The organism is Bacillus cereus group sp. Bc010 (genome assembly GCF_027716745.1).
In the GTDB taxonomy this organism is placed as follows: Bacteria; Bacillota; Bacilli; order Bacillales; family Bacillaceae_G; genus Bacillus_A; species Bacillus_A pacificus.
The window spans coordinates 1-13,983 of the sequence record NZ_JAQFUY010000002.1; the positions used below are offsets into that span (position 1 = coordinate 1).

Sequence of the window (13,983 nt, forward strand, 5' to 3'; positions counted from 1 at the left end):
AGAAATAGACGTCGCCTTTGGTAGCAAGAATCCCACTGACGTTAGTCAGCTTGCGGCTTTAGCCGTGGGAGTGTCAAAAATCAGTTTTCACATAATAGAATCATTGTTTCATAAAATAGTATCCATTCTCACATTCCTTGCTAACATGACACTTGAAATAATATCAATCGTTTGGTCCATTATTGCCTCCATTGCACTTGTCATTATATGGAGTATCGCCAAGCTATGGAATAAGTTATTCAAAAAGGACAGTTCTTCTGAAAAAGAGTAACTGTCCTTTTTTATATTCATTCAGACTTTCTGTAGAAGTTTGATGTGATAAGACAAAATAGACCAACTATGACAATACTTATACCAACCCCTTTATGCAAACTAGGAAATAACGGTGGTATATCTGAATAAACATTTGCTAATATGAGACCGATTGAAACGAAAAATACCCCTATTCTATATAACCATTTTCTTTTGTTCATCATTCTCCCCTCCTAAAATGTTTCATACACTCCTTTCTTTTGGACATACTACCTAAAAAAGGAGTGAATAATATGCAAAATTCCGTACATAAGCAGATCCTATTTTTATTTTTCCTCTTTCTCATTCTCGTTATCGTTTTCAGCTTTATATTACATACTCCGAAAGATGTTGTACCGAGTAATCTCTCTGTTTATAAACTTTTACTTTCCTATTGTCGTTATTGAAGAAGGTGCCTTTTATAGGGCACCTTTTAAAATTCTCTTTTTTCATATAGCTTTACTGAAGCAAGTACAGATAAAAGCAACATACAAATAGAACAAATTAACAATACTCCATTATGTAAATGAATTTGTTCTATGTTAACTTGAAAGAACATTTCTACAATAACAATCGGTGCCATTAGTATAAAAAGCGTAATAAAAATAGATTTTTTATATCCTAACCAAAACGATATCGGTAAGACAAGACTTAAATATATAAAAACAAAGCCAGTAATCGTAACTAATGTTTTCGTTATAAATTCAAAAGTTCCACCCTCAAACTGATTGATTACTAAAGGACTAGACACTATCATACTTATAATAAAAACAATAAGTGCCATTATGTATTTAGCTACTACAATTTCTTTTTTTGCTAGCGGTAAACTATTTAACATTACTTCACCATCATATTTTTTATCATCATTAAATGTTTTTAAAATTGCTATAACTGGAATTATAGCTGACATAATTACGTAAAAGCTTTTAATATCTGTTAATGTCATATACAAGAAAAGAGGATATATTAAGTACCATATTAAATGCTTCCATTGCATGATAAAATCCTTTATTATGAGTTGCCTCACGATTACTCCTCCCCTCATAGATCACGCTCATTATATAAGCTAATTGAAAGCAACATGGACATAATATACAAAAGAATGAGTCCTACTATAAAACAAACATTTACGACTAGACTCGTGTTCCAAACATTCTCTACATCTAACCAGACGTTACTGACAATCAGTCCACTTAAATACCCCAATGCAAGTCCGGCGAACGGAGCAATTTGTTTGGCACTGCTATATCCTACTGAGAATTCAATCGGAAGTACAATTATGCTACAAACAACCCCACCTGTTATACCACCGAGAATTTGTCCCCACAGCATAAATCCAGTCATATGTTCATTTTGTAACTGTATGAAACCAACCACTAGTGAGAAACATCCACCTAGAGCAACTAAAACACTTACAAATATGTATTTCCCTATTACAATATCTTTACGCTCAAACGGTAAACTATTTACTATCGTTTCACTTTTATTTTTCCCCTCATAACTCATTGAGAGTATTATGCCAAGAGCAGGTACAAACATGCTAAATGTCATCAAAAAACTATCACTGCGAAAATCAACAATGAGTAGGAACAAGAAACATATAAGATAAACAAACCCTAACTTTCTTTGCAACATCATATCTTTTAAAACTAGTTGCTTGATCATGTATTACACCTCCTAATATGAAAATGTCCCTTCTATAACTCTACCTCCTGAAACATTTTCATTGAGAGAATCATTGATATGAATATGCTTACTAACACTCCGATTCCAAGAACACCCATTGCTAGCGTAGCATCTTCAGATTGAAGTACTTTTAACATAATTATTTTATCACCAAAAACATTGCACATAAGACCAATCATACCCATTAAAGGAAAAAGCATAATTAAATTCAAGACAGTAATAGCTTTATATCCTCCAATGTAATTAGCAGGTATCGTTACTACACAATAAATCAAAGTTGCTACTATTGCTGAAAACACTGCATATCCAGGCATAACTATATCCCCGTCCAACAAAATATTTTTTAATATTATGACTATAAAAGTTACACTCAAACCACCCATAATAAATACTGTGCTTGAAATATATTTAGCTATAACTATCTCTTGTCTCGTTATAGGCAAACTCACTAATACTTTTTCTGCTTTACTTTTCTCGTCATAATAAAAAGAAATATATATAATCGTACTACATGTTATAAATAACCCTATTGCAATCCCCATCGGGTCGACGGAATTCTTAAAAATAGATAAAATAGGGATTAAAAAATAGAAAGGAAACATCTTCTTCTGTAAAAAAAGCTCCTTCAAAATCAACTGTTGCATATGAATTCCCCTCTCTACAAATCACGTGCTTCATAAATTTTAATTGTAAGAAACATAGAAGCGATATAAATACTGACTAATGCAATGAATCCAACTATAAATATACCAATATGCAGAGGATTCATAATCCAATCAAGGAATGAAGGTGCTACTTCCTTCAGTCCATCACTAATAAATATCCAAAGTATCCCGCTAACTATTATTGAAGCTGCTGCTATTATACTTATTACCGCCTTTGATTTTGTAACATAATAAATAGGGAAAAAAGTGACCATCCAAAATACGGCATAAACAATTCCATTTATTACTTCATACCATGAAATCTCAATATAAAGCTTAGGATAGTATGCACCGATATCACCAATAACAGCGATACACCTTATAAGAAAAACAACTAGCATAGTAGAAATCATGCCCCCTACAATGAATATTGCACAGGAAATATATCTAGCAATTATGATACCCTTTCTACTTAGCGGTAAACTATTAATCATAATGTCACTTGTATTCCGTTCATCTATTATGATTAATATAATAACTGAGGAAAGAGTTATAAATAAACAACTCATAGGAAACAGCATTCCCTCACCGGGTTCAAATAAAAAGAATATAAAGGGTATAATAAGATACACTGGCCATATCCCCCGAAAAAAGAACAAATCTTTATATACGAGCTGACGCATAGGCACCTCTCCCTTTCGCCGTGTAAACGATAATATCATCTAATGTAGGCTTTTCTAGTACAACCTCATTTCCAAACCAGTCTATAATTGCTTGTTTATCCTTCGCTAAACCTTCGAAACCAAATTTATTTTTTCGTAATCCAACAAACAGTTCTTTTCCTTCTCGATCTAATAAATCATTACTTCCTTTTACGATTACGTAGTTCTCCATTAAGTCTTCTTTTTCACCAGTAAATATAATTTCTCCATCGTTGATAAACGTAATATAATCTGCAATGCGCTCTAAATCTGTTGTAATGTGCGTTGAGAATAATACGGATACTTCATCTTCCATTACAATTTCTTGCAACATATCAAGTAATTCACTTCGAACAACTGGATCTAATCCTGCTGTTGGTTCATCCATGATGATAAATTCTGCGTGGTGCGAGAGCGCGATGGCAATCGCAAATTTCATTTTCATCCCTTTTGATAGTTCTTTAATTTTTTTATACTTTGGAACTTGCAATCTATGCATATACGATTGATACTGCTCTTCATCCCATTTTTTATATAACGGTGCAATAATACGCTTCATTTGTTCACACGTTAAATCTTCGTAATAATGATTTTCATCATATACAAAGCCGATATTTTGTTTTATTTCCTTTTCGGCTTTCTTATTGTCCTTGCCAAAAATTTTTATATCTCCACTATCTTTTCTAATTAAATTCATAATCATTTTAATCGTCGTACTTTTCCCGGCTCCATTCGGTCCGACAAATCCCATAATATATCCGCGTGGTAATGTAAAACTTATATTTTTCACTGCAAAATCTTCATAACTTTTACATACGTTTTTTAGCTCTAACACCCTTTATTCCCCCTCATATAAACACGCTATCATCTGCTGTAAATCTTCAAGTGAAAGCTGTAACGCTTTACTTTCATTCACAATCTCTTCCGCTTTACTTTCCAATAGGCGAAGCCGCTGTTCTTTTAATAGTTCATTATTTTTACGTGAAACATAAGTCCCCTTCCCAGCAACAGTTTCTATATATCCTTCTTTCTCAAGCTCCTCGTACGCACGCTTCGTTGTAATTACACTAATTTGCAATTCCTTCGCTAAGCTACGAATAGACGGTAATTGGTCTCCACCCTTTAAACCACCATTTAAAATAAGCTGGCTTAATTGTTTTCTTATTTGTACATAAATAGGGTCTTGGGAAGAATTCGAAATAATAATATTCATGTTTTCCTCCAGTGTGTATATACTGTATATACCTTATATATACAGTATATACACACCATCCTATTTTTGGCAAGAAAAAAAGACCAACATTTTCCTGTTGGTCTTTCGTATATGTATCACTTTTCAAAGCGATCTAACATCTCATCTCTCATTCCGAAACTCACTACCGCAATTCCTACATACATAAACAGAAGGAACGCCGGATGAACTGTGTTGTACCAAGTGCTATCAACAATTAAATAAATCGTTAATGCCACAACAAGAACAAACGCTAAGATAAACATATAAAAGTGTCTTGTACTACCCATGATAAACTCCTCTCTTCTCACTTCACCATTCAACAGTATATTTTATCGAATAATTCGATATGACTCAAGGTTAACTTTCTGTTATGTAATCAAGTTCCACCTTTACAATGTCCTCACATGCTATTGAAATGATCGTTCCTTGCTTATCAATTGCCGTCACTTCTCTATTATCCATTACACGATGCGCTACTCTTTCTAACACTTTTCCTTGGTCTCGATAGCAAAATTCTTTTACATCTTTAATTGTTTCTCCATTTTCTAAATGGTATACCATTCTATAACATCGATATCCCACACTTTCACCCCCGTCTTGCTCGTTTTTTCACATATACATAAAAATGAGTAATTTTTGCCTCATCACATCTTCTTAATTTCAATAAAATTCTAACAAAAATAAATACTTTTATCAAACTGACTTTTTCAACAAAATCACCTATAAAACTGCTTCTTTACACCATTATGAAACAAAAAATATAAATTTTTAACATTTTCTGCACCACTTCTGCACAAATTCTCCATACAAAAAAGAACCCGCCGCAGCGAGTTCTTTTTTGTTATTCTAATCAAACTTGTACAGGAGCTGGCTTTTCATAACGTAAAACTGGTTTACGTGCAGCCATCGTTTCGTCTAAACGTTTAATGACTGTTGTATGAGGTGCTTCTTGTACAACTTCTGGATTTTCTTCTACTTCTTTAGCGATTTGAATCATCTTATCAATGAAACCGTCTAATGTTTCTTTTGATTCTGTTTCTGTCGGCTCAATCATAATACATTCTTCCACATTTAATGGGAAGTAAATTGTTGGTGGATGGTAACCGAAATCAAGCAGACGTTTTGCGATATCTAATGTACGTACACCAAGTTTCTTTTGACGACGACCTGATAATACAAACTCATGCTTACAATGTCTATCGAATGGAAGATCATAGAATGGTGCTAATCTTCTCATCATATAGTTCGCATTTAATACCGCATACTCCGTTACTGCACGCAAGCCATCTGGACCCATAGAACGAATGTATGTGTATGCACGAACGTTAATTCCGAAGTTACCGTAGAATGGTTTTACGCGCCCAATTGCCTCTGGACGATCATAGTTAAAGCGATAGCCATCTTCCGTTTTCTCTAAAATTGGTTTTGGTAAGTACGGAATTAAATCAGCTTTCACACCTACTGGACCAGAACCTGGGCCACCGCCGCCGTGAGGACCTGTAAATGTTTTATGAAGGTTTAAATGCACAACGTCAAATCCCATATCTCCTGGGCGCGCTTGGCTTAATACTGCATTTAAGTTTGCACCATCATAGTATAATTTACCGCCTGCGTTATGGACGATTTCTGCCATTTCTAAAATATTTTCTTCGAATAAACCTAATGTATTAGGGTTTGTTAACATAAGTGCTGCTGTTTCTTCATTTACAACACGTTTTAAGTCTTCTAAGTCAACAAAACCATGTTCATTTGATTTTACCGTAATTGTTTCAAAACCAGCTACAGTTGCAGATGCTGGATTCGTTCCGTGAGCAGAGTCAGGAACAATTACTTTCGTACGGTTAAAGTCACCATTTGCTTCATGGTATGCACGAATTAACATTAAGCCTGTCCATTCTCCGTGTGCACCAGCTGCTGGTTGTAATGTAACAGTATCCATACCTGTAATTTCAATTAAATGCTCTTGTAAATCGTACATTAATTCCATTGCACCTTGTACTGTCTTTTCATCTTGCAACGGATGAATATTTGCAAATCCTGCGAAACGAGCTACACTCTCATTAATTTTCGGATTATATTTCATCGTACAAGATCCAAGTGGATAGAAACCAGAATCAACACCGTGGTTACGGTTTGAAAGTGCTGTATAGTGGCGCATAATATCAAGTTCAGATACTTCTGGTAGCTCTGCATCTTCTACTCGAATATAATCGCTCTCAAATACATCTTCTAGTTTCACTTCTTCTACATCTAATTTTGGTAGGCTATATCCTATGCGTCCTTCTTTACTTACTTCAAAGATAAGTGCTTGGTCTTGGTTCTTCATTGGATAGCCCCCATTTCGTTTACAAGTGTGTCAATTTCCTCTTTTGTACGAAGCTCAGTTACTGCTACAAGCATATGGTTCTCATGCTCTTTATAATCACGGCCTAGGTCGTAACCGCCGATAATATTCTTTTGTAATAATGCATCGTTTACTTCTTTCACTGGGCGCTTGCAATCTACAACGAACTCATTGAAGAATGGTCCAGCAAATGTAACTGTGAAGCCTTTCGCTTCAAATTGACGTTTTGCATATTGTGCTTTAGAAATGTTTTGACGTGCCATTTCTTTCACACCTTGTTTACCAAGTGCCGTCATTGCAACTGATGCTGCTAATGCATTTAACGCTTGGTTGGAACAAATGTTAGATGTCGCTTTGTCACGGCGAATATGCTGTTCACGTGCTTGTAACGTTAATACAAATCCACGTTTACCATCTGAATCTACAGTTTGTCCGACAAGACGTCCTGGAATTTTACGCATGAATGCTTTCGTCGTTGCAAAGTAACCACAGTGTGGTCCACCAAACTGCGTTGGGATACCAAATGGTTGTGCATCACCGATGACAATATCAGCACCAAATTTTCCTGGTGGTGTTAATGCGCCTAATGATAATGGATTTGAAGAAACGATAAATAATGATTTTTGTTGATGAACGATTTTTTCAATCTCAGCTAATTTTTCAACTTGTCCGAAGAAGTTTGGATATTGAACGATTACACAAGCAACTGTATCATCTACTTCACTTTGTAATACGTCTAAATCTGTTACACCATCTTTATGATTAATTTCAACAACTTCAAGGTGTTGACCTTTTGCATATGTTTCAAGTACAGCCCTTGATTCTGGATGAACTGCGCTAGATACAAGAATTTTCTTTTTACAAGTATGGCCAGCTGCTAGCATTGCCGCTTCAGCTAAAGCTGTACCTCCGTCGTACATAGAAGAGTTTGCTACATCCATTCCTGTTAATTCACAAATCATTGTTTGGAATTCAAAAATTGCTTGTAATTCCCCTTGTGAAATTTCCGGTTGGTATGGCGTGTAAGCTGTATAAAATTCTGAGCGAGAGATAACATGATCTACGATTACTGGAGCGTAATGGTCGTATACGCCTGCTCCTAAGAAAGAAGCGTACTCTTTTAAGTTAGCATTTTTACTAGCCATTTGAGATAACTCTTTTAAAAGCTCTGGCTCTGATTTTGCTTCTTTAATTTTTAAATCCCCTTTAAAACGAACACTCTCTGGAATATCAGAGAATAACTCATCGATCGTTTGAACGCCGATCGTTTGTAACATTTCTTTTTTGTCTTCTTCTGTCATTGGAAGATAACGATGCAACATGAAATCTACCCCTCTCCCCGTTACTTTGAACGTTTATAAAATGGTGTTGGAACAACTACTGCTTTGACGCGTTTATTACGAATTTCAATTTCTACTTCTGTATCAACTGCTGCGTATTTTACATCAATTAGTGCTAAACCAATGCTTTTCTTTAACGTTGGAGATTGTGTACCACTCGTTACTTCCCCGATTTTTTCTTCTCCAATAAATACAGGGTAATGCGTACGAGGAATTCCACGTTCGATTACTTCGATGCCGACTAACTTACGAGGCGCACCGTTTTCTTTTTGCTCTTTTAAAGTCGCTTTCCCAAAGAAGTCTGCTTCTTTATTTGGTTTTACCGCAAAGCCAATTCCAGCTTCAACCGGTGTAATATCTTTTGATAATTCTTGACCGTAAAGTGGTAATGTTGCTTCGAAACGAAGTGTATCACGAGCACCTAAACCACATGGTTTTAAGCCCTCTTCTGCTCCAACTTCAAGAAGTTTCTCCCAAAGTTTTGCAGCATCTTCACTCTTACAGTAAATTTCAAATCCATCTTCACCTGTATAACCTGTACGAGATACAAGTGCTGGAATTCCATCTACAAGAATATCGTTTTTAAATTTAAAGAACTTAATTTCTTTCAAATCTTCTGACACAACTTTTTGTAAAATGCCTTCTGCTTTTGGTCCTTGAATTGCAAGCTGTGCAACTTCACTAGAAACATTGACTACTGTCGCATCGCCAATTACATGGCTAGCTAACCATTCGTAATCTTTCTCGATATTTGATGCGTTGATAACTAATAAATAGTCTTCTTCACCACGTTTGTAGATTAATAAATCATCTACTGTACCACCATTTTCGTAGCACATAGCTGTATATTGTGCGCCCCCTACCTTTAAGGTAGATACGTCATTTGTAACAACACGTTGTAAAAATGCTAAACTATCTACACCTTTTACCTCAACTTCTCCCATATGAGACACATCGAACAAACCTGCCGCTGTACGTACAGCTTCATGTTCTTCTTTAATGCTTGAAAATTGAACTGGTAACTCCCAACCACCGAAGTCGATTGTTTTCCCACCATACTTCGCGTATACATCAAATAACGGTGTACGTTGTAATGTAATCATGCTCTCTCCCCCTTATGCTCTGACAAATCAATAAAAGTTGTTTCCCTTATCTAAACATTTTCACTCTGAAAAGATAGGATATACGGAATCTCATTATATTTTTTTATGAAAGCGTAAATAAAAAATCACTTTCTTGGATAAAATACGAAAGATTCCACACATTTCACACCATTATCCTAACATTATTCGCTATATTTCATCAATATTCTAGCATAAAAAATAATTTAGAATTTTTTACGCTTAATCTTATTACATACAGTTTTTAAGATTTAGTCCTTTATCTTTACTTATTGTTTACCTTTCAGTAAGTGTAATAGCGCCTTTTTACAAGGCTTATATATTAAAGATTTTTTCATAATTACTTTAGTTTATAAAAGGTGGGAGAGTCGTAATGAATGTCGATATTTCCATAGATCGAACGTGGCAAAACAATTTTTTAAATAGAATTGATGAAGATGGTCCTTGGACAAACTGGGATTTATATCATTTAGCTTATGAAACAGAAAAATCATTACTTGTTCCTACTTTTGATGGATTACAAGCACCGAAACATTTATCCCATTTCACACCACTTCCTCATCAATTAGAAGTTGCTCAAAATGTTATTGAACAAATGAATGGTAAAGCGATTCTAGCAGATGAAGTAGGACTTGGAAAAACGATTGAAGCTGGACTTATTTTAAAAGAATATATGGTCCGCGGCCTTGTGAAAAAAGTACTTATACTCGTTCCAGCCTCTCTCGTATCACAATGGGCATACGAATTAAATACAAAGTTTTTTATTCCAGCTGTAGCTCAAAAGAAAAGCTACTCGTGGGAACAAGCCGATGTGATTGTATCATCAATTGATACTGCAAAACGTTCACCACATCGTGATATCGTTTTGAACTTAGAATATGACCTTATTATTATCGATGAAGCACATAAACTGAAAAATAATAAAACAAAAAACTATGAATTTGCACAGCGATTAAAAAAGAAATTTTGTTTATTATTAACCGCTACTCCTGTCCAAAATAAGATTGATGAAATTTTCAACCTCGTTTCTTTATTAAAACCAGGACACTTAGGCAATCAATCCAATTTTGAAGAATATTATGCTTCAAAAAATCGTTCAGCCGAATCTGATGAAGATTTAAAAGCTCTTATTAACAAAGTAATGGTCCGAAATCGGCGTCATAATACCGGGATTGATTGGCCAAAGAGACATGTACGTACAATTTTTGTTGAGTTTAATGAAGAAGAGCAAGCTCTATATAATGATATCGAAAATTGGCGAGGACAAGACGCCTTCACATCTGCTTTCTCATCATTAACTTTAAAACGGGAAGCGTGTAGTAGTCGCGAGGCCGTTTACTATTCATTAAAAAAACATGTAGAAAAACGACAGAAGGAAAATGAGAATTACGTAAAAGATCCGCATATTGATGTGCTAATGGACAAAATTAACCGTATTCCTTTTAACTCAAAAGCAAATAAAGCGCTAGAGCTTATAAAAGAAATTGACGATAAAGTCGTCATTTTCACAGAATACCGAGCGTCACAAATGTACTTACAATGGTTTTTACAACAGCACGGTATTTCTTCTGTCCCATTCCGCGGCGGATTTAAACGGGGAAAGAAAGATTGGATGAAGGAACTTTTCCAAAATCATGCGCAAGTGCTAATCGCAACGGAAGCTGGTGGTGAAGGAATTAACTTACAATTTTGTAGCCATATGATCAATTACGATTTACCATGGAACCCAATGCGCCTTGAACAAAGAATCGGACGTATTCACCGCCTTGGTCAAAAGAATGATGTTCATATTTATAACTTAGCTACAAAACACACTGTGGAAGAACATATTTTGAAACTGTTATATGAAAAAATTAATTTATTTGAGCGTGTGATCGGTGAACTTGATGAAATTTTAACGAGAATTAATATGAAAAACATCGACGCACACATTCAAGAAATATTTGCGCAATCAAAAAGCGAAGGAGAAATCCGAATTAAGATGGAAAACTTAACATCTATTATCGACTTTGCGAAACGAAATGAAGCTGAGGTGCAAGGCTATGCAGCAACATGAAATTCATAATTACTTATACAATTTTTTTGAGGCGAATAACTGTGAAATTTTAGAACGTTCTCCTCATTTATTAGATGTGCAGTTAACAATTGAAATGGATAAATTATTAATGAATCGCCCTTTTTATTGGCACTATCTTGAAAAAACAGGGGGCGTACCGAATCCGATGCGCCTTACTCTTATTACAAATCCAGAAAATGAAGAAAACGATGGCGAGCTTATCCACTACGGTTCCCCACGCCTGCATCAAATTTTTCAAACGACAAAAGAATTAGGTTCTTACATACGTTTATATGAAGAAGTACGGCATAGCGGAGCAACGCATACACCGCTCCATCCGTGGCTCGGTGTAAATATAAAAGTTTCCTATCAATGTGATCGAAAAAAAGATATTCTTCATTCGATTGGCATTCATCTTATTTCTGGCACAATGATTGCAAACTTTCATGAAACATTAACTAAAATTAAACTTACACCGAAAATACCTGACTTTTGTTTTACGCTCTCGCCTATTATTAAACCGCAAAGTGGTTTACAACGCATAGAGGATGCTTTAAAAAATATTATTGCAGAAGATGACCATACGTGGGCGAAAGAAGCAAGAGTGCGCTGGAATCACGATTTGGACCTTTTAAATCGTTTTTATGAAGAAAGTGATGAACTTCCTGAAAGCTATGAAATTGAAAAACAAGCACTGCAAGAACAATATGAACCCCGCATTACAGTACAAATTATTAACGGTGGACTCTTTTATGTTACCGCGAATCATTTTCTAACTTAAAAAGCCCCTTCATTTTTGAAGTGGCCCCCGAAAACGGAACATATATCAAAATACCTAAACCATCTATTCCCTAAATTCTTTAGAGGATAGGTGGTTTAATTTTTCTTTAATTCGCACACAATTGTAGTAATAAATTTATTCTAGCACACTCTTTCGCACAGTTATATTGGATACTTTTATTATCTCTTGCGAGTAGAAACTTCACTTTTCAAATGACCAAAGAAGCTTTACATGACGGCATTATCATGACAATTTCCTCTCCGGGACATGCTGGTGATAATGTCGTTTTCTTTGGTATACGCTTGAAATTTTTTCGCTGTATAAATATCAAGTGAAGAAGGATATCTTTTACTTTTCGGCCTCTCATTGCTTATTTTAATGTCTTCATCACTAATATCGGTGTTTATGATTCGCTGATGACATAACTAATGATTTCATGATTAAAGGCATCCATGATTGTTCATAAATACAAGGTACGCTCTCCGAGTTAAGAAATTTGAAGAAATAACTAAAAATAAAATAACAATATATATTTCTCATAGAATGGCTTCAACAAAAATTGCAGACCGAATTATAGTTTTTAAACAAGCAGAGATCATTGAAACAGGTATCCGTGATGAACTCATGATCTTAGAAAAGGAATATTATCGATTATATACAATGCAGTCTGATTAGTATAATTCAAAGAAAAATGAAAAATCATTGGTGTAGAAACATTCCTACATCAATGATTTTTCGGTTTAACCAGATGAGTTTCTTTTAAATTCTTTATATTTAAAATGTATATCATCCTTAACAAAGTCATCTACATGTCCTTTTATCCCTTTGTATGTACGTGTATTAAGTTTTCCAGTTTTCCATTGTTGGTGTAATTGCTTTAATACTTCCTTTTTCAAAAAAACAATCAATTCTTTTTCGTGAATCCCTTGTTCTACGGCAATTTCACCTAATGACTTGCCATTCTGTATAGACTTACTATATTCTTCTTTAGGGATATTTAGGAACTTGTATAATTTTTTATAATTATGTTTATAGCGAAAAGTACTATTATCCTCATGTGAGGTCATGTTACTTTTAGCCTCTACAAATACTACGGAAGAAAAGTTCAAACCTAAAAATGCCAAAATTATAATAAAACTTCTTAACATTATATTACCCCTTCCTATTTTTTAGTTCCGCTTATCATTTAACAAATTTTAACAATTTATATTTTTCAAAATACACCCTTATTTTCAGCTAGAGACACCATCCTTATACAAAAAAATAAGAGTAGCCAATGGCTACTCTTACTCACTCACATATTTTTGAAACATATCATGGATGCCTTTATTTACTAGGTTCGAGATCTGCTCGTCAGATTTATTCGGATAACGATCACGCAATCTGATAGATGCCTTCACCATTAAATTTTCTAATACAGAACGGCCGCCTTCTCCATAAATAATTTCAGCATATTCAACAAGCCTTCCATCCTCTACTGTTGCTGGATTATGATTGAAGAAAAATTTACTCATTGCCTCCACCTCTCTCTTTTGATAACGTTTACATTTATATAAATTATTTATGTTATTTATTTCACAATATTGTATGCATGTATATTTAATTAGTTTCATTATAAAGCAACATATCGATAGTAAATATGTGATTTTCCGTCCATTTTGTGAACAAACTAAAAATGAAAGCGTTTCCTTTATTATATACTAAAAAAACTTACTACGCTAGGGGTATTTTTTTCAATCTACTAATCATATACTTTTTCTTTTTCCACTAAACCTTATACAATTT

The 13,983-nt window shown here is 34.5% G+C and carries 18 protein-coding genes and 1 pseudogene; 4 read left to right on the forward strand and 15 right to left on the reverse strand.

The genetic code is table 11. The features are described 5' to 3' along the window. The first annotated feature begins 64 nt into the window (after positions 1 to 64). Complete coding sequence (locus tag PDQ68_RS02995; RefSeq protein ID WP_062821302.1) at positions 65 to 271, forward strand: DUF3975 family protein; 207 nt, start codon at positions 65 to 67, stop codon at positions 269 to 271. 16 nt (positions 272 to 287) lie between these two features. On the opposite strand, the gene PDQ68_RS03000 is transcribed toward PDQ68_RS02995, so the two are convergent. The 12 genes from PDQ68_RS03000 to gcvT form a co-directional block, all read right to left on the reverse strand. Next, positions 288 to 476 (reverse strand): hypothetical protein, encoded by a 189-nt coding sequence (locus PDQ68_RS03000; RefSeq protein WP_041184700.1) that lies wholly within the window; start codon positions 474 to 476, stop codon positions 288 to 290. A 248-nt stretch (positions 477 to 724) separates the two neighbouring features. Then, the gene (locus PDQ68_RS03005) at positions 725 to 1,318 is read right to left on the reverse strand and encodes an ABC-2 transporter permease (protein ID WP_061184058.1); all 594 of its coding nucleotides are present in this window, start codon (positions 1,316 to 1,318) and stop codon (positions 725 to 727) included. A gap of 14 nt (positions 1,319 to 1,332) precedes the next feature. After that, on the reverse strand, positions 1,333 to 1,956 hold the full coding sequence (locus PDQ68_RS03010) for an ABC-2 transporter permease (protein ID WP_061184059.1): 624 nt from the start codon (positions 1,954 to 1,956) through the stop codon (positions 1,333 to 1,335). Between the two features lie 32 nt (positions 1,957 to 1,988). Then, positions 1,989 to 2,621 (reverse strand): ABC-2 transporter permease, encoded by a 633-nt coding sequence (locus tag PDQ68_RS03015; RefSeq protein ID WP_061184060.1) that lies wholly within the window; start codon positions 2,619 to 2,621, stop codon positions 1,989 to 1,991. A 14-nt stretch (positions 2,622 to 2,635) separates the two neighbouring features. Further along, a complete protein-coding gene (locus PDQ68_RS03020; protein WP_016718470.1) occupies positions 2,636 to 3,304 on the reverse strand; it encodes an ABC-2 transporter permease in 669 nt (222 codons plus the stop codon). Beyond that, complete coding sequence (locus tag PDQ68_RS03025; protein WP_000891296.1) at positions 3,285 to 4,157, reverse strand: ABC transporter ATP-binding protein; 873 nt, start codon at positions 4,155 to 4,157, stop codon at positions 3,285 to 3,287. The genes PDQ68_RS03020 and PDQ68_RS03025 overlap by 20 nt, the downstream gene beginning before the upstream one ends. Positions 4,158 to 4,160: 3 nt before the next feature. Further along, on the reverse strand, positions 4,161 to 4,535 hold the full coding sequence (locus PDQ68_RS03030) for a GntR family transcriptional regulator (protein ID WP_001021351.1): 375 nt from the start codon (positions 4,533 to 4,535) through the stop codon (positions 4,161 to 4,163). Positions 4,536 to 4,651: 116 nt separating this feature from the next. Further along, positions 4,652 to 4,843 carry a hypothetical protein gene (locus PDQ68_RS03035; RefSeq protein WP_000535935.1) on the reverse strand — a complete coding sequence of 64 codons (192 nt, stop codon included), beginning with the start codon at positions 4,841 to 4,843 and terminating at the stop codon, positions 4,652 to 4,654. A gap of 70 nt (positions 4,844 to 4,913) precedes the next feature. Then, positions 4,914 to 5,117, reverse strand: coding sequence for a DUF3929 family protein (locus PDQ68_RS03040; RefSeq protein WP_000262495.1), 204 nt, complete (start codon positions 5,115 to 5,117; stop codon positions 4,914 to 4,916). A gap of 289 nt (positions 5,118 to 5,406) precedes the next feature. Beyond that, positions 5,407 to 6,882: an aminomethyl-transferring glycine dehydrogenase subunit 2 gene (gene gcvPB, locus PDQ68_RS03045; RefSeq protein ID WP_061184061.1), complete on the reverse strand. Its 1,476-nt coding sequence runs from the start codon at positions 6,880 to 6,882 to the stop codon at positions 5,407 to 5,409. Next, positions 6,879 to 8,222: an aminomethyl-transferring glycine dehydrogenase subunit 1 gene (gcvPA, locus tag PDQ68_RS03050; RefSeq protein WP_061184062.1), complete on the reverse strand. Its 1,344-nt coding sequence runs from the start codon at positions 8,220 to 8,222 to the stop codon at positions 6,879 to 6,881. The genes gcvPB and gcvPA overlap by 4 nt, the downstream gene beginning before the upstream one ends. 20 nt (positions 8,223 to 8,242) lie before the next feature. Then, positions 8,243 to 9,343 (reverse strand): glycine cleavage system aminomethyltransferase GcvT, encoded by a 1,101-nt coding sequence (gcvT, locus tag PDQ68_RS03055; RefSeq protein WP_000631772.1) that lies wholly within the window; start codon positions 9,341 to 9,343, stop codon positions 8,243 to 8,245. Between the two features lie 391 nt (positions 9,344 to 9,734). Between gcvT and PDQ68_RS03060 the strand changes: the two genes are divergently transcribed. Then, positions 9,735 to 11,417: a DEAD/DEAH box helicase gene (locus tag PDQ68_RS03060; RefSeq protein WP_001100019.1), complete on the forward strand. Its 1,683-nt coding sequence runs from the start codon at positions 9,735 to 9,737 to the stop codon at positions 11,415 to 11,417. Further along, positions 11,404 to 12,198 carry a YqhG family protein gene (locus PDQ68_RS03065; protein WP_001183969.1) on the forward strand — a complete coding sequence of 265 codons (795 nt, stop codon included), beginning with the start codon at positions 11,404 to 11,406 and terminating at the stop codon, positions 12,196 to 12,198. Before PDQ68_RS03060 ends, PDQ68_RS03065 begins: the two co-directional genes overlap by 14 nt. A gap of 63 nt (positions 12,199 to 12,261) precedes the next feature. Here the strand turns inward: PDQ68_RS03065 and PDQ68_RS28965 are convergent. From PDQ68_RS28965 to PDQ68_RS03080, 3 genes and pseudogenes are all read right to left on the reverse strand, one after another. Next, a pseudogene (locus PDQ68_RS28965) lies at positions 12,262 to 12,476 on the reverse strand (IS3 family transposase); the annotation flags it as partial. A 462-nt stretch (positions 12,477 to 12,938) separates the two neighbouring features. After that, on the reverse strand, positions 12,939 to 13,346 hold the full coding sequence (locus tag PDQ68_RS03075) for a hypothetical protein (protein WP_016718472.1): 408 nt from the start codon (positions 13,344 to 13,346) through the stop codon (positions 12,939 to 12,941). Positions 13,347 to 13,484: 138 nt separating this feature from the next. Then, positions 13,485 to 13,712, reverse strand: coding sequence for a hypothetical protein (locus tag PDQ68_RS03080; RefSeq protein WP_000032699.1), 228 nt, complete (start codon positions 13,710 to 13,712; stop codon positions 13,485 to 13,487). Between the two features lie 73 nt (positions 13,713 to 13,785). Between PDQ68_RS03080 and PDQ68_RS03085 the strand changes: the two genes are divergently transcribed. Continuing rightward, positions 13,786 to 13,902, forward strand: coding sequence for a hypothetical protein (locus tag PDQ68_RS03085; RefSeq protein WP_003279814.1), 117 nt, complete (start codon positions 13,786 to 13,788; stop codon positions 13,900 to 13,902). Positions 13,903 to 13,983: the final 81 nt, after the last annotated feature.